Origin of the sequence: Phycicoccus jejuensis (genome assembly GCF_044797865.1) — a bacterium.
GTDB lineage: Bacteria > Actinomycetota > Actinomycetes > Actinomycetales > Dermatophilaceae > Phycicoccus > Phycicoccus jejuensis.
In genome coordinates this window covers 1,661,845-1,677,491 of sequence record NZ_CP085209.1, presented here as the reverse complement: position 1 = coordinate 1,677,491, position 15,647 = coordinate 1,661,845, and the positions used below count along the sequence as shown (strand labels likewise).

General features: G+C 74.1%; 13 protein-coding genes. 8 read left to right on the top strand and 5 right to left on the bottom strand.

Translation table 11 applies throughout. From position 1 onward, the window contains the following. Window positions 1-6: 6 nt before the first annotated feature. Complete coding sequence (locus tag LG324_RS07885) at window positions 7-1,851, bottom strand: peptidoglycan-binding protein (RefSeq protein ID WP_404352844.1); 1,845 nt, start codon at window positions 1,849-1,851, stop codon at window positions 7-9. Window positions 1,852-2,159: 308 nt separating this feature from the next. Between LG324_RS07885 and LG324_RS07880 the strand changes: the two genes are divergently transcribed. After that, window positions 2,160-2,939 carry a CoA transferase subunit A gene (locus tag LG324_RS07880; RefSeq protein ID WP_030527645.1) on the top strand — a complete coding sequence of 260 codons (780 nt, stop codon included), beginning with the start codon at window positions 2,160-2,162 and terminating at the stop codon, window positions 2,937-2,939. A 3-nt stretch (window positions 2,940-2,942) separates the two neighbouring features. Further along, window positions 2,943-3,581: a CoA transferase subunit B gene (locus tag LG324_RS07875; RefSeq protein WP_030527646.1), complete on the top strand. Its 639-nt coding sequence runs from the start codon at window positions 2,943-2,945 to the stop codon at window positions 3,579-3,581. Between the two features lie 76 nt (window positions 3,582-3,657). Here the strand turns inward: LG324_RS07875 and LG324_RS07870 are convergent, their stop codons facing one another. Beyond that, complete coding sequence (locus LG324_RS07870) at window positions 3,658-6,924, bottom strand: SpoIID/LytB domain-containing protein (RefSeq protein ID WP_404352843.1); 3,267 nt, start codon at window positions 6,922-6,924, stop codon at window positions 3,658-3,660. A gap of 135 nt (window positions 6,925-7,059) precedes the next feature. Between LG324_RS07870 and LG324_RS07865 the strand changes: the two genes are divergently transcribed. The 5 genes from LG324_RS07865 to LG324_RS07845 are packed head-to-tail and all read left to right on the top strand — an operon-like array spanning window position 7,060 to window position 11,271. After that, complete coding sequence (locus tag LG324_RS07865; protein WP_404352841.1) at window positions 7,060-8,541, top strand: lipopolysaccharide biosynthesis protein; 1,482 nt, start codon at window positions 7,060-7,062, stop codon at window positions 8,539-8,541. 10 nt (window positions 8,542-8,551) lie between these two features. After that, entirely contained in the window at window positions 8,552-9,388 is an 837-nt protein-coding gene (locus LG324_RS07860; RefSeq protein ID WP_051750356.1) for a glycosyltransferase, read from the top strand. Further along, a complete protein-coding gene (locus LG324_RS07855) occupies window positions 9,385-10,188 on the top strand; it encodes a glycosyltransferase family 2 protein (protein WP_404352840.1) in 804 nt (267 codons plus the stop codon). The genes LG324_RS07860 and LG324_RS07855 overlap by 4 nt, the downstream gene beginning before the upstream one ends. A 34-nt stretch (window positions 10,189-10,222) precedes the next feature. Continuing rightward, window positions 10,223-10,912, top strand: coding sequence for a glycosyltransferase family 2 protein (locus LG324_RS07850; protein WP_030527651.1), 690 nt, complete (start codon window positions 10,223-10,225; stop codon window positions 10,910-10,912). Further along, window positions 10,909-11,271 (top strand): DUF2304 domain-containing protein, encoded by a 363-nt coding sequence (locus tag LG324_RS07845; RefSeq protein ID WP_036829426.1) that lies wholly within the window; start codon window positions 10,909-10,911, stop codon window positions 11,269-11,271. Before LG324_RS07850 ends, LG324_RS07845 begins: the two co-directional genes overlap by 4 nt. Window positions 11,272-11,296: 25 nt before the next feature. Here LG324_RS07845 and LG324_RS07840 read toward each other — a convergent pair whose 3' ends face one another. From LG324_RS07840 to LG324_RS07830, 3 genes are read right to left on the bottom strand one after another with little or no spacing between them, the layout of a single operon-like run. After that, a complete protein-coding gene (locus LG324_RS07840; RefSeq protein ID WP_404352839.1) occupies window positions 11,297-12,916 on the bottom strand; it encodes a hypothetical protein in 1,620 nt (539 codons plus the stop codon). Window positions 12,917-12,930: 14 nt separating this feature from the next. After that, a complete protein-coding gene (locus LG324_RS07835; RefSeq protein WP_404352838.1) occupies window positions 12,931-13,680 on the bottom strand; it encodes an ABC transporter ATP-binding protein in 750 nt (249 codons plus the stop codon). Further along, window positions 13,680-14,489 carry an ABC transporter permease gene (locus LG324_RS07830; RefSeq protein WP_051750357.1) on the bottom strand — a complete coding sequence of 270 codons (810 nt, stop codon included), beginning with the start codon at window positions 14,487-14,489 and terminating at the stop codon, window positions 13,680-13,682. The genes LG324_RS07835 and LG324_RS07830 overlap by 1 nt, the downstream gene beginning before the upstream one ends. A gap of 120 nt (window positions 14,490-14,609) precedes the next feature. On the opposite strand from LG324_RS07830, the gene LG324_RS07825 reads away from it, so the two are divergent. Next, window positions 14,610-15,647, top strand: coding sequence for a glycosyltransferase (locus LG324_RS07825; RefSeq protein WP_404352837.1), 1,038 nt, complete (start codon window positions 14,610-14,612; stop codon window positions 15,645-15,647).

Below are 15,647 nucleotides of genomic sequence, written 5' to 3'. Positions count from 1 at the left end.
CCCCGCTCAGCGGGCGCGGGCCTCGACGGCCTTCCACGTCACGGTGGCGACGACGCCCGTCTGCGCCAGGTGGGCGGCCTTCTGGGCGGCCTTGACGGCGGTCTCCGTCGCCGGCCCGAAGGACCCGTCGGCGGCGATCCCGAGGGCCCGCTGGAGCGCGACGACCGCGGCGCCGTGCGAGCCCCGCTTGAGCACGGTGTTCCAGTGCGCGAGCAGCGGGTGCACGGAGCGCTCCACCGCGTCCCACGTCGCCCGGTCGACGACGCCGGTCGCCGTGAGCCCGGCGGCGCGCTGGAAGGAGACGACCCGCGCCTGGGTGGCCGGCCCGTAGCGGCCGTCGGCGGACAGGCCGCCGAGGGCGCGCTGGAGCGCCTTGACCGCCGCGCCGGCCGAGCCGGACCGCAGGACGCTCCCCTTGTGGGCGGTGAGCTCGGTGCTCGTCGTCGCGGGGGTGGACGTCGAGGGCTTGGAGGTGGCCGGCGTCGACGCGGCGACCCCGGACGAGCCGCCGGCCAGCACCTTCCAGTCCTTGGCGTCGACGACGCCGTCGGCCGCGAGCCCCTTCGAGCGCTGCCAGGCCTTGACGCGGGCCTCGGTCGCCGGGCCGAACGACCCGTCGACCGCGATGCCGCCGACGGCCTTCTGCATCGCCTTGACGGCCTCGCCGCGCGACCAGAGGCGCAGGACGACCTTGGAGTACTTCGCGAGCGACGAGCCGGTCGAGCCGGTGGCCGCGGTCGTGGTGCCCATGAGTGCGGCCCACACCGTGGCGTCGACGACACCGTTCTGCGGCAGGCCTTTCGACTTCTGGTACGCCTTGACGCGGGCCTCGGTCGCCGGGCCGAACGACCCGTCGGCGACGAGGCCGCCGACGGCCTTCTGCATCGCCGTGACGGCCTCCCCGCGCGAGCCCTTGCGCAGGACGGTCCCGGCGTACTTCGCGAGCGCGCTCGTCGTGGGCGTGGTCGAGCCGGAGCCGGTCGTGCCGCCGGTGCTCGGGGCGCCGATGATCGCGTTCCAGACACGGCTGTCGACGATGCCGTTCTGCGTGAGGCCCTTCTCCTTCTGGTAGCCGAGGACGCGGGTCTCGGTGGCCGGGCCGAAGGAGCCGTCGACGCCGATGCCGCCGATGGAGCGCTGGAGCACCTCGACGGGCTTGCCGCGCGAGCCGCGGCGCAGCGTCACCTTGACGTAGTCGCGCGGGTCGTTGGAGGTGGGCATCCCCGTACCGGGAGGGCCGGTGAGGTAGTTGGTGACCGCCGTGCCGGTCCACCACGACGTGCGCTTGACCGCGCCGTCCCAGGTGAAGGAGAGGTGGATGTGGTCGGTGTGGGGCGAGGAGCCGGTGTAGGCCTGCCAGCCGCGCTCGGGCGCCCAGGCCTTCCAGATCTGCCGGTTCCAGATGATGTAGTTGATGCCCACCCGGCGGGCCATCGCGCCCTGGCGGCCCTGGGCGTCGGGGGCGGCGAGCCAGCGGGTGATCGCGTTGCCCATCGCGAGGTCGGAGCTCTTGGCGGCATTGAGCATCCAGTCGAGGGCGCGTCCCTCGCCGTGCTCCTGGTCGCACGTGCGCAGGACGCCCCACACGTGCTTGCCGTAGGTCGCGTCGAGGAGCTTCGCGAAGGCGACCGGCCCGACCTGGTTCTCGGTCAGGCACAGCGTGCCCGGCTGGTAGGGCGGGGCCACGTCGAGCGCCGAGGGCAGGGTCCGGCTCGGCTTGGGCAGCGGCAGGGTCGCGGCCTCGGCCGTCCCGGCCGCGAGCGGGAACGCGATGACGGAGGCCGACAGGGCTCCGAGGGTCCGCACGGGCAGGCGTCGGTTCGTCGGGGCGTCGACATGGGGCAGGGACACGCAGGGCTCCTCGGCAGGGGGTACGCCCGGGGCAGGGAACCGGACGTGGCCCGGAATCCGTCGTCTCAGATGTCACATCCGCCACCGTCGGATCACCGGGCACACCTGTTCTCTCACTGGGCACGACGGGCGCGCAACCGGTTCCGTCGAATTACACCGCTGTACTTGTCGGCCCGGACCGTCCGGCCGACGTCGTCGGCGCCGACCGGCCGGTCCCCGCGCATGGCGGCCGACCCCGCTCGCCGGCCGGACCTGTGTGGTCGGCACCCGTCGTGGGGCCCCGGTCGGCCCGCGCTAGGGTGCCGACCATGGACAAGGTCGTCGCCACACCAGCCGAGGCCGTGGCCGGGATCTCCGACGGGGCGACCCTCGCCGTCGGCGGGTTCGGGCTCTGCGGCATCCCCTCGGTCCTCATCGCCGAGCTCCACCGGGCCGGCACCAAGGACCTCGAGGTCGTCTCCAACAACTGCGGGGTCGACGAGTGGGGGCTCGGCATCCTCCTGCAGAGCAAGCAGATCCGCCGGATGGTCTCCTCGTACGTCGGCGAGAACAAGGAGTTCGCCCGGCAGTACCTCGAGGGCGAGCTCGAGGTCGAGCTCACGCCGCAGGGCACGCTCGCGGAGCGGCTGCGCGCCGGCGGCGCCGGCATCCCGGCGTTCTTCACCCCGACCGGCGTCGGCAGCCAGGTCGCCGACGGCGGGCTGCCGTGGAAGTACGACGGCCACGGCGGGGTCGAGAAGGCCTCCCCCGCCAAGGAGGTGCGGGTCTTCGAGCGCGACGGCGAGGAGCGCGAGTACGTCCTCGAGCACGCGATCGTCGCCGACTTCGGTCTCGTGCGCGCCTGGAAGGGCGACCGGCACGGCAACCTCGTGTTCAACAAGTCCTCCCGCAACTTCAACCCGCTCGCGGCGATGGCCGGACGCATCACGGTCGCCGAGGTCGAGGAGCTCGTCGAGCCCGGCGAGCTCGACCCCGACGAGGTCCACCTGCCCGGCATCTACGTCCAGCGCGTCCTGCCGCTGACGCCCGAGCAGGCCGCCGACAAGCACATCGAGAAGCGCACCGTCCGTGCGCCCCAGGAGGCCTGAGCCATGCCGCTGACCCGTGAGCAGATGGCCGCCCGCGCCGCCGCCGAGCTCGAGGACGGCGCGTACGTCAACCTCGGCATCGGCCTGCCGACCCTCGTGCCGAACTACGTCCCCGACGACGTCGAGATCGTCCTGCAGTCCGAGAACGGCATCCTCGGCGTCGGTGCCTACCCGGCCGAGGACGCGGTCGACCCCGACCTCATCAACGCCGGCAAGGAGACCGTCACGGTCCGTCGCGGCGCCTCCTACTTCGACTCCGCCCTCTCCTTCGGGATGATCCGCGGCGGCAAGGTCGACGCCGCGATCCTCGGCGCGATGCAGGTCTCGGCGACCGGCGACATCGCCAACTGGATGATCCCCGGCAAGATGGTCAAGGGCATGGGCGGGGCCATGGACCTCGTCCACGGCGCGAAGAAGGTCGTCGTCCTCATGGAGCACGTCGCCAAGGACGGCTCGCACAAGATCGTCGCCGAGTGCTCGCTGCCCCTGACCGGCAAGGCCGTCGTCCAGCGGATCATCACCGACCTCGCCGTCATCGACGTCACCGAGGACGGCCTCGTCCTGCGCGAGCTCGCGCCGGACGTCACCGAGGAGCAGGTCCGCGAGGCCACCGGCGCCCCGCTGACCGTCGACCTCGCCTGACGGCCTCCCCCGCCACACGCCACGACACGACAGAGGGCCGCGCGATGCTCGCGCGGCCCTCGGTCGTCGGGTGCCGTCAGGAGGACCAGCGGGTCCAGGTGCGCCACGTCGAGGTCCCGGCCACGTCGGACCCGGCGGTGAAGCCGCCGGCCCCGTCGCCGCGCAGGACGACGAGCGCCCCCGTGGAGGACTTGCGCGCGACGAGGTCGGCGCGCCCGTCGCCGGTGACGTCACCGGCGCCGACGACGGTGCTGTCGCCGGACCAGGAGCCGGGGACCACGACCGGCGCCGAGAGGCGGCCGTCGCGCGACGGGGCCGCGGCGTAGAGCAGCATCGCGTCGTCGCTCGCCCGGATGCCGAGGACGTCGGGCAGACCGTCGCCGGTCACGTCGCCCGGCGCCACGAGGACGCGGAAGGCCCCGAAGCCGGAGCCGATGAGCTTCGTGCCGAGGACGCCACCGCGGCCGTCGCCGCGGTAGATCTTCAGCTGGCCGTTGACCTGGCGCGCGAGGAAGTCGGTGCGCCCGTCCTGGTCCATGTCCCCGGTGCCGGCGACCCAGTCGACGCCGTCCCAGCCCGAGCTGATCTTCTGCCGCGGGTTCAGCCGGCCGTTGCCGTCGCCCGGGTGGTAGTACAGCGTCCCCTTGTCGCGCTCGACGACGTCGTGGCGGCTGTCGTTGTCCCACGTCCCGACGTTGGCGACGAGCGAGACCGACGACCAGTCGGTGCCGACCATCGGCCTGCTCGAGAACCCGCCGGCGCCGTTACCGGCCACGACGGTGAGCCGCCGCGAGGAGTCGACGGCGAGGAGGTCGCCCTTGCCGTCGCCGGAGAGATCCTTCGGGAACGAGGCCGCCGACTGCGCCGGCGCCGAGGTCACGGTCCACCACGTGCTGCGCAGCCCGAGCCTGCCCCGGAAGGAGTCACCCGAGACGGTGCTCTCCCCGTCGAGGCCCTGGACCGTCACGGACGCGATGCGGCCGCCCCACGTGGAGTTCCCGTCGCGGGAGTCGACGCGCAGCGCGGTGAGCCGGCCGACCGAGGGGAAGGCCCGCTCGACCGCGGCGACCGAGAGGGTGCTCGTCCACCGGCTGGGGCTGCCCGAGGGCACGGCGTCGTAGGGGTCGGCCACCGCGCGCTGGTACGGCAGCGACGACGCCACCGTGTAGCCGCCGTTCGACGACGAGAACTCGGTGAGGGCCGGCGCGCCGCCGTAGTACAGCGCGCGTCCCGTCGTCGCCTTGACCGCCGCGGTCGTGGCGGCGTTCTCGAAGGGGATGACCCCGCCGCTCGAGGTGTAGCCGTTGAGGCCCTTGAAGACCTGGCACGACGTGCTGTCGCAGACGTCGTACAGCGAGCCCGAGGGCCGGTGCGCACGCTGGTAGAGCGCGTAGGTGCGGGCGGCGACGGCCTGCGTGCGCAGGGCGGCGCTCGACCACGAGGCCGGCATCTCCGAGGGCACGACGCTCTGCAGGTAGTAGTCGAGCGAGAGCACGTTCGTCGTCAGCGCGCCGGAGCCGGACTTCGTCGTCTCGACCGTGCGCCGGTAGGCGCGCTCCTCACCGCTCGGGAGGACGACGCGGACCTTGCCGGCCCGGGTGTCGACGAGGCGGACGCCGCCGGTCATCGCGCGCCAGCTCGACGTGCTGCGCCAGACGCCCTTCTCGAGCCACTGGAGGGTGAGGCCCTTGGAGTCCGGGACGAGGCGCCAGCGGTCCCGGACGCTGCCGTCGGCGTTGCGGCCGTAGATCGTCGCGGTGCGACCGCCGGTCGACATCACGAGGTCGGGCGTCGAGCGCACCGAGGTGCCACCGCTGCCGACGGCCGAGAGCCAGACCCGCAGCGTGGGGTTGCCGATCGTCGACACGAGGGAGGTCTTCGGGTAGTAGAAGGCGAGCGTCTGCTCGGTCGTCAGGCCCTTGAGCGCGGCGCCGTAGGCCCCGTACTGGCTCATCCCGCGGCCGTGGCCGAAGCCCCGGCCCGAGAGGTCGAACGACGACCCGGCCGGGCGGCCGTAGGCCTCGTCACCGGAGGCACCGGTCATCGCGCCGACGCTGCTCGCCAGGTCCTCCTGGTAGCGCGCCTGGACGGCGGTCCGCAGGGCCGGGAGCTGGGTGTAGTAGAGGTTGCCCGGGCACGAGGTGAGGCTGAAGTCGCGGTGCCCCGAGACGCGCGGGCGGGTGATCTTCGTGCCGGGGGTGTACTTGTCGGCCCCCGAGGCGGCGGTGAACGTCGCGCTCGTGCTCGGGTCCCAGCCGTTGAGCACGGCCTTCCACGCGATGACCTTCGCGACGGTCGCGAGCACCGAGCTCGACGGCGTCGTGGCGCCGGCCTGCGAGGAGTCGTGGGTGCCGATCGACGCGATGCCGACGGTCTGGGCGTTGAAGCCACCGGCCTGGGCGCCCTGGACGTTGCGCTCGACGCCGCCGTAGCGGCCCTCGTAGAGCCGGCCGAAGCGGTCGACGAGGAAGTTGTAGCCGATGTCGCACCAGCCGTTGGAGCGCGTGTGGTACGCGTAGATGCCGCGCACGAGCCCGGCCGCCTCGGACGCGGAGTAGTCGTTCGCGTTGACCGTGTGGTGGACGATGGCGCCGGAGATCTTGTCGTTGTAGCTCGGGGAGCAGCCGCGCAGGCTCTCGTCGGCGCCCCACTGGGCGCGGGTCACCATCGCCGGCGCGAGGCCGGCCGCGTGGGCCGCCCCGAGGGCCGGCCGGCCGACGGAGGCGTCCGCCGCGCTGTCGCCGGCGTCGACGAGGGCCGCGTGGGCCTTCGTGAGGTCCACCCCGCGGGCCGCGCGGACGCGGATCTGCACCGCCTCGGACCCGGCGACCGCCACGGGCTCGGTGCCGACGCGGGCCCGGCGGGCCTCCTCGGTGTCACCGTCGGGGCCGTCCGGGTCGACCGCGGCCTCCACCCAGGCGTTCCACCGGCCGTCGGTCTTCGTGCGGACCTCGACGGTGGAGCGGGCGGCGGAGGCCTCGTCCGGGAAGCTGACGCCGACGACGTCGAGGCTCTCGCCGTCCCGCTCGAGCAGGCTCTGCTGCTCCCCGGCGGGGGTGGTCGGCCGGGTGCCGACCGTCGGCGTCGCCGAGGGCGAGGGCGACGGGCGCGAGGACGCGCTCGGGCTCGGGGTCGCCGCGCGCAGGGCGCCGGCTCCCGTCGCGTCCGGTGAGGGGGTCGGCGTGCCGGTCGGTACGGGTGTCACGGCGGGCATCGGGACGTCCTCCACGACGGGAGTGACGGCCCGGGCCGTGACCGGACCGGTCACGGGGGCGACGACGGCGAGGCCACCGAGCAGGGTGGTGGCGGTGAGCAGGCGGAATGAGCGCATGGCGAAGTCCACGGAGTGAGGGGATTTTCCCCGACGGCACGGCGTGGCACCTCGGGGACGGCAGGGTCCTTCGAGTCTGTCACAGCCGTCACTCGCGTACCGGGGTTTCGGCGCAACCCGAGGACGGCCCGCCGGTATGCTTCGCCGATGCCCTCCGCGCCCCCGCCGCCGGAGCGCCCCCCAGGCTCCACGCCCGCAGCGGCGTTGCGGGACAACGCAGCGCTGAGCACCTACGCGACGGCGGTCCAGGGGGCCGCCCGCCTCGTCTACAGCGTCATCATCGGCCGCCTCGGCTCCCGCGAGCTGCTCGGCCAGGCCAACAGCGCGCTGTCGATCTCGGTCCTCACGAGCCTCGCCTGGGCCTCCCCCGCGGCGAGCGCCGGCACCCGCTTCGTGGCGCTGCGCCGCTCGCTCGGGGACGAGGAGGGCGCCCTGCGCGTGGCCCGTCACATCGCCCAGCGCTCCCTTCTCGTGGCCACCGTCCTGCCGACGGCCACCGGGCTGCTCGGGGCGTGGTGGCTCGGGCTGCAGCCGGTGCAGGTCGTCGCGAGCGTCGTGCTCTGCTGGACCTACTCCGTCTACGTGACGACCCGCGGCGTCCGGTTCGGGCTCCTCGGGTTCCGGCAGGTGGCCCTCTGGGACACGCTCGCCGCCGTCACCTCCCTCTCCGTGCTCGCGCTCGTGCTGGTCCTCGACCTCGACCTGCTCACCCTGATCCCCCTCGCCGTCGGGTACGGCCTCTTCGCGGTGGCCACGTGGCCGGCCCGCGTCCGGGGTCGCCTCGACCGCGCCGCCCGGCGCGAGATCGACCAGTGGGTCGCGTTCTCGGCGGTCGGCGTCCTCGCGGGCGGTGGGCTGCTCCAGGCCTCGCAGCTCGCGGCCCACCACTGGAGCGGCGAGAGCGGCGCCGGCGACTTCGCGGCCGCGCTCTCCCTCGCCACCCCGATGTCGATGTTCGCCATCGCCCTGAGCACCGCCCTCGTCCCGCCGCTCGTCGCCGCCGCGGGGCGCGCCGACCGCGCGGCCGTGCGCCGGCACAGCGACGCCATCGCGCGCCGGCTCGTCGCGATCTTCGTCGGTGTCATCGGCGTGCTCGTCATCCTCAGCCCGCTCGGCATCCGGGTCGTCTACGGCGCCTCGTTCGCCCGCTCCGAGGCGGTCCTGCCGGTGCTGCTCGGCGCGGTGATGCTCACCTCCGTCGCCCTCGGCGGGGCGACCGCCCTCCAGTCCACCCGGCGACGCGGCCCGCAGGTCGTCGCGGCGGTCAACCTCGGCGGGCTCGTGCTCGGCGTCGCCACGTGGTTCGTCCTCGCCCCGTCGATGGGTGTCGACGGCGTCGCGCTCGGCTACCTCGTCGGGGCGGGCAGCGCGTCCCTCGCGACGCTCGGCGCCGTCTGGTGGCTCGAGAGGCAGTCCTGGCTCGACCTCGCGATGCGCCTCGTGGCCGGTGTCGCGGTCGTCGCCGCCGTCGCCCTGCTGACCCGCGACCTCGCGGGCCCCGCCGGCGTGCTGGCCCAGGTGGGTGGGGCGCTCGGCTTCGCCGCGCTCTGGGGGTGGCTGAACCGGCGCGAGGTGGCGAGCCTGTGGGCCACCCTGCGTGGCGCGGGCGGCGACCCGGCCGCCTCCTAGACTGCTGGCCGTGCCCCCCACCGTCACCGTCCTCATGACGACCTACCACGGGACCACGGTCGCCGACCTCGAGCGCTCGGTCGCCTCGGTGACCGGCCAGACGCGGCCGCCGGAGGAGTTCCTCGTCGTCGTCGACGGCCCCGTGCCGGACGCCCTGGACGCGGCGCTCGCGGCGGCCGCCGCGGAGCACCCGTCCGTCCGCGTCGAGCGCCTCCCCCGCAACGTCGGCAGCGGCCTGGCCTCCGCGCGCGGCCTCGAGCTCGCGACCGGCGACCTCGTCGCCCGGCACGACAGCGACGACGTCTCGCTCCCCACCCGCCTCGAGCGCCAGGTGCGCCACCTCGAGGAGCACGGCCTGGACCTCGTCGGCTCCGCGATGCTCGAGTTCCGCGGCGACCCCGGGCACGTGCTCGGCGTCCGGACCAACCCCGCCTCGCACGCGGCGATCATGCGCCGTCTGCCCCTCAACAACCCGGTCAACAACCCCACCTCCCTCTTCCGCCGCGAGCTCGCCCTGCGGGTCGGGGGGTACGCCGACCTGCGCTACATGCAGGACTACGACCTCTTCGCGCGGATGCTCGCGGCCGGGGCGCGGGCCGAGAACCTCGAGGAGCCGCTCGTGCTCTTCAACGCCGGCGACGAGATGATCTCGCGGCGCGGCGGCTGGCGGATGCTGCGCTACGAGTGGGACCTCCAGCGCCGGCTGCGGGCCGCCGGCGTCGTCGGCGTCCCGCGGATGGCCGTCAACCTCGTCGTGCGCGGGGCCTTCCGCCTCGTCCCCGGGCGCCTCCTCGGGCCGGTGTACGCCGCCCTCTTCCGCCGCGGCGCACGCGAGGCGGCGGCATGAGCCCCGCCCCCGCCCTCACCTGGGTCGTCGTGTCCTACGGGGGCGTCGACGACGCCCGCGGCCTCGTCGCCTCGCTCGGCCCGGACGCCCCGGTCGACATCGTCCTGTGCGCCAACAAGCCCGGCGACACCGCGGCCGCCCGGGCCGCCTTCGGGGACGACCCGCGGGTGCGCGTCCTCGACTTCGAGGACAACCCGGGCTACCTCCCCGCCCTGCACCGGGCGCTGCCCGAGGTCGACCCCGCCCTCCCCCTCGTGCTGTCCAACTGCGACCTCGTCGCCGACCCTGGGTGCGTCGCGGCGCTCCTCGACGGGGTGGCGCAGCACCCCGACGCCGGGTGGCTCGCGCCGTCGGTGCTCGGCGCACTCGGGCAGGACCAGAACCCCAACCTGCTGCACCCGCCGAGCGCCCGCCGCCTGCGCCTGCTCGCGGCGGCCCACCGCTTCCCGGCGGTCGCGGACCTCTTCCTCCTGCGCCGCGGAGGGCACAGCTCGCGCACGGTGAGCGGGGTCGAGCCGGGCGCGGCCGTGTTCGCCGGCCACGGCTCGTGCGTCGTCCTCACCCCCCGCTACCTCGCGGCGGGCGGCCGCACCGACTACCCCTTCGCGCTCTTCGGCGAGGAGCTGTGGTTCGCGAGCGAGTGCGAGCGCCTCGGCCTCGCCGTGCGGTACCTCCCGAGCGCCGTCCTGCGGCACGCCGAGCACGTCGCGACCGGCCGGCGGCGCCGCGGCCACGTCGCCCGCGTCAAGTACGAGGGCCTGCGCTGGTGGGCCCGCCGGGCGGCGCAGGCCGGATGGTGAGGGCCTCCCGCCCGGCCCCGTACGCTGGTCGGCGATGAACACCTCACGGCAGGTCGACACCTCGGGTGTCTGGCTGGTGATCCCGCTCTACAACGAGGCCGCGGTCATCGGGGACGTCGTCACCCGGGCCCGCAGCGTCTTCCCCCAGGTCGTCGTCGTCGACGACGGGTCCGCCGACGACGGGGCCGAGGTCGCCCGCGAGGCCGGGGCCGTCGTCGTGCGCCACCCCGTCAACCTCGGCCAGGGCGCGGCGCTGCAGACGGGCTTCGAGTACGTCCGCTCCCGCCCCGACATGGAGTGGGCCGTCACCTTCGACGCCGACGGCCAGCACCAGACCGACGACGTGCTCGCCATGCTCGAGAAGGCGCGCGCCGAGGACCTCCAGGTCGTCTTCGGCTCCCGCTTCCTCGACGACCGCACGACCCCGAGCCTGGCCAAGCGGCTCGTGCTGCGGGCGGCCGTCGGGTACACCAACCTCACGACGCACACGCGCCTGACCGACGCCCACAACGGGCTGCGGCTGCTTCGCCGCGACGTCGTGGAGCGGATCGACATCACCCAGAACCGGATGGCCCACGCCTCCGAGCTCGTCGAGCAGATCGGCGCGATGGACGTGCGCTACGCCGAGAGCCCGGTGCACATCCTCTACACCGACTACTCGCGCTCCAAGGGCCAGTCGCTGTGGAACTCCGTCAACATCCTCGTGGAGCTGATCCTCCGATGAAGCTCGTCGTCGTCCAGGTCCTGCTCATCGTCGTCGTCGCCGTCGTCGCGGCCCGGCTGTTCCGCTCGCGCGGGGCCCGGGCGCAGGCCATCCGCCGCCTCGGGGTGCTCGCGTTCGCCGCGTTCGCCGTCGTGTCGATCATCTTCCCGGACGTGTGGACGCGCCTGGCGCACGTGTTCGGCGTCGGTCGTGGCACCGACCTCGTCCTCTACGGGCTCGTCGTCGCCTTCCTCAGCTTCACGGTGACGACCTACCTGCGCTTCCGCGACCTCGAGACGCGCTACACCCGCCTCGCCCGCCGGATCGCCCTCGACGAGGCCGAGGTCCGCGGACGCCTCGAGGGCGGCCCCGAGCACTGAGCCCGGCCGCGTCCCCGACGGGGCGTCAGCGCACGAGGTAGAGCTCGACGACGCGGTCCGGGGTGGCGTAGACCAGCTCCCAGCTCGCCGGGGGCGTCGGGTGCGCCTCCATCCAGGGGCGGATCGACTCGTAGCAGTGCACGCACACGCCGTCGTCGTAGGCGCTGTAGTAGAGCACCGCGTCGCCGGGCCGGGGCTGCGAGTCGGGGCGCAGGCGCTCCCCCGGGCCGCTCCAGACCTGCGGGCCGTTGAACACCGGCCGCTGGTAGGCGGGCAGCACACGCATCGTCCGGCTGTCGGTCCACACCGCCGGCACCCGGAAGTCGCGGCCCTCGAGGGCCGAGCGCAGCCGCTCCATCGCGTCGCCGCCGTTCGGGGCGAAGGCGCTGGTCGTCGTCATGAAGCGCTGGGCGTGGTAGGCGGGCACCGCGCAGACCAGGACGGCCACGCCCCCGACGGCGGCGGCACGCAGGAGCCGCCGCCCGCGGGGCAGCGCCCGGGCCAACCGGGCCGCGAGGAGCGCGGTCACCCCGCCGACGACGAGCGCGATCGGCGGGAAGTACTGGATCCAGTACCGCGGGTTGTCGATGCTCCCGAGCGGCCGGGTCGGGACGGCCACGCCGCCGGCGAGGAGGTTGAGCGCGTAGACGCTGACGAAGCCGAAGGCCATGAGCCGCAGCGCCCGGTTGCCCGCCACGAGGGCGAGGATCGCGAGCACGCCCGTGGCGACCATCCACAGCCCGTCGGGCCGCGTCTCGAGCGCCCGCAGCGGGACGGCCAGGAGGTAGTAGCCGCGGGTGCGCTCCGAGAGGTCGGCCGGCGGGCCGCCGCTCGTCGGCGGCGGGTACCCGACGCCCTCGGGGTTCATCCCGAGCAGCGCCTGCACCTTGGCCAGCGGCGTCCCGTAGGCGAGCGTGCTGATGGCGACGTCGACCGCGGCCCACCCGAGTACCGGGAGCGCCACGAGCGCCCAGGTGCGCAGCGCCGACCCCCGGCGGGTCAGGACGGCGAGGACGACGGGCCACGAGAAGAACGCCGTCTCACGGACCTCGAAGCTCCACCCGAGGAGGAAGCCGGTGGCGAGCACCCAGAGCACCGCGCCGCGGCCGCGCAGGCCGCGGTCGCGCGCGAGGACCGCGGTGAGCAGCGCCAGCACGACGAGCGCCATCGCCATGACGTCGGGGTAGAAGCGGGAGGCGTTGTAGAACAGGACGGTGTTCGCGAAGAGCACGACGACGGCGACGAGCCCGGCGAGCACGCCCCAGAAGCGGCGGCCGAGCAGGTAGACCGAGGCCGCGAGGACCGCGCACGAGAGCAGGGGCCAGACGTAGTACGTCGCCTCCGCGTTCTTCCACAGCAGGGCCGGCGGGATGGTGGCCAGCATGATCCCGTACCGCGTCAGCCCGAGGGCGATCCACTGGTCGCTCGGGAAGTCGAGGGTCGCCATGACGTAGTGCCACGGGTCGGTCGGCACGAGCGGCGAGCGCCACACGAGGACGACCGCCGCGACGACGAGCCCGACGAGGACGCCGACGCCGACGTCGAGGCGGGTGGTCCGCCGCCCGGTCACCAGGCCGGCGGGGTCCGCGTCGGCGGTGGACGACCCCGCGGCAGGGGTAGGGTCGTGCGTCGCGGGCTCGGTCATCGGGCCGGGCCTCCTCAGGCGTTGCGCTCGAGGTCGGCGTTGTACTGGTCGAGGACCTCGTCCATCGAGCCGTCGACGGCGAGCCGGCCGTGGCGCAGGTAGAGGGCGCGGTCGCCGAAGCGGCGCAGGTCGCGCTCGCTGTGGCTGACGAGGAAGAGCGTGCGCCCGTCGGAGAGCAGGTCCTCCATCCGCTTGTAGCACTTCTCGCGGAAGGCCTTGTCCCCCACCGCGAGCACCTCGTCGACGAGGACGATCGGCTCGTCGAGGGTCGTGACGACCGCGAAGCCGAGGCGCACCTTCATGCCGGAGGAGAAGTGACGGTACGGGGTGTCGAGGCCGGCCTTCACCTGCGGACCGGCGAAGGCGACGATCTCGTCGAAGCGCTCGTCGACGGCTTCCTTGGAGACGCCGTGCAGCCCGGCCAGGAGGTAGACGTTGTCGCGCGCCGTGAGGTCGCCGACGAACCCGCCGGTCAGCTCGATGAGGGGGGCCACGCCGCCGTTGACGGTGACCGTGCCCTCGTCGGGCAGGAGCACCCCGGCGATCATCTTGAGCAGCGTCGACTTGCCGCCGCCGTTGCCGCCCACGACCCCGACGGCCTCGCCGTGGTGGATGTCGAAGGAGACGTCCCGCAGCGCCCAGAACGTCTCCTTGGACGTGCCGGACGAGCCGCGGAAGAGCATCTCGCGCACCGAGAGCCGGCGCCGGCGCGAGCGGTAGAACTCGACGCCGAGACCCTCGACGGAGATGACGGGCTCGGTCATCAGATCTCCTTGAGCACGGCGCGCTCGAGGCGGCGGAAGACCGCCACCCCGACGAGCAGCATGACGAAGGACACGACGACGGCCGTGACGACCGACCCCCAGACGATCGGCAGCCGGTCGTGCTCGAAGAAGCCGGCCCGCATCATCTCGAGGATGCCCGTCATCGGGTTGAGCCAGGTGATCTTGTCGTACGGCGCGGGGACCAGGTGCGTCGCGTAGATGACCGGGGTCGCGTAGAAGAGCATCCGCAGGACGATGCGCACGACGCGCTGCATGTCCGTGACGAGGACGGTCAGCGGCGCCAGCACCAGCCCGAAGCCGAGCAGCGCGACGGCCTGGAGGGCGACGGCCACCGGGAAGAGCAGCAGCCACGCGTTGAGCTGGGCCTCCCCCCGGACGAGGTAGAAGAGCAGGAAGGCCAGGAGCACCGGGAGCGAGAGCAGGTACTCGACCCCCTTGCTGAGGACGACGCGCACGACCCAGATCTCGCGCGGGAGGTTCGTCGAGCGCACGAGCTTGGCCTCGCCGGTCAGGGCGCGCGAGGTGTCGGTGAGCACCGTCGAGAACCACTGCCAGGCGAGCAGGCCGACGATGAGGAAGAGGAAGTACGGCTGGTGGCCGAGGTCGCCCCGCTTGAAGATGTAGACGAACACCACGAAGTAGATGAGCGACATGAGCAGCGGGTCGAGCACCGTCCACACGTACCCGAGGACGCTCTGCGCGTAGCGGATCCGCAGATCACGCACCACGAGCGTCGCGAGCACGCTGCGACGGCCCCAGAGCCGCTGCGTCGTGCGTACCAGTTCCATCGAATCCTCGTCGCTCGGGTCGGGCCCGCGGTCGCGGGCCCGAGGGTCGAGAGTACCCGGTGCGCGTGCACCGCCCGATAGCCTGACCCGCGCCCTACCCGACGACCCCCAGGTGACCCCGTGTCCGGCCCGTCCGTGTCCTATCTCGTGCCCGTCCTCAACGAGGCGCTGCGCCTGCCCGACGCGGTGCGTGCCGCGCTCGCGCAGGACCACGACGGGCCCCAGGAGGTCGTCGTGGCCCTCGCCCCGTCGAGCGACGGCACCGAGGAGGTCGCGGCCCGCCTCGCCCGCGAGGACGCCCGGGTGCGGGTCGTCGAGAACGACGCCACCGACATCCCCGCGGGGCTCAACCGCGCCCTCGAGGCCTCGACCGGCGAGTTCGTCGTCCGGGTCGACGCGCACTCGGAGCTGCCCGCCGGCTACACCCGCCGGATGGTCGGCGTGCTGCTCGAGACCGGCGCCGCCAACGCGGGCGGCGTGATGCGCGCCGTCGGCCGCACCCCGCTGCAGGCCTCCGTCGCGCGGGCGTACAACAGCGGCCTCGGGCTCGGGGGCGGGGTGCACCACGGCGGCCTCGCCGCGGGGCCGGCGGAGACCGCCTACCTCGGGGTGTTCCGCCGCTCGGCGCTGGAGGCCGTCGGGGGCTACGACGAGACGCTGCGCCGCGGCGAGGACTACGACCTCAACGAGCGGCTGCGCGCGGCGGGGCTCGAGGTGTGGTTCGTCCCGGACGTCGAGGTGACGTACTGGCCCCGCGAGGCCTGGCGCCCGCTCGTCCGGCAGATGTGGGCCACCGGCGTGTGGCGCGGCGAGATGGTCCGTCGTCGTGGCCGCTCGCGGCTGCGCTACCTCGCGGCGCCGGCGGTCGTCACCGGGCTCGCCGCGAGCGCGGCCGTCGCCCTGACCGGCGCCGACCGTCGGCATCCGGTGCCGTTCGCCCTCGCGCACGCCGCGCCGGTCGCCTACGCCGGCTTCCTCGGCTACGTCGCGGCCCGCGCCGGCGCGACGGAGCCGGCCGACCGGCTGCGGGACGCCGCGGTGGTCGCGACGATCCAGACGACGTGGGGCGCGGGCTTCCTCAAGGGGCTCCTCGCGGGGGCCGGGACCACGGTCGACCGCTCGCGGCTGCGGCGGCACCGGGCGCTCCCCCGCCCCTGA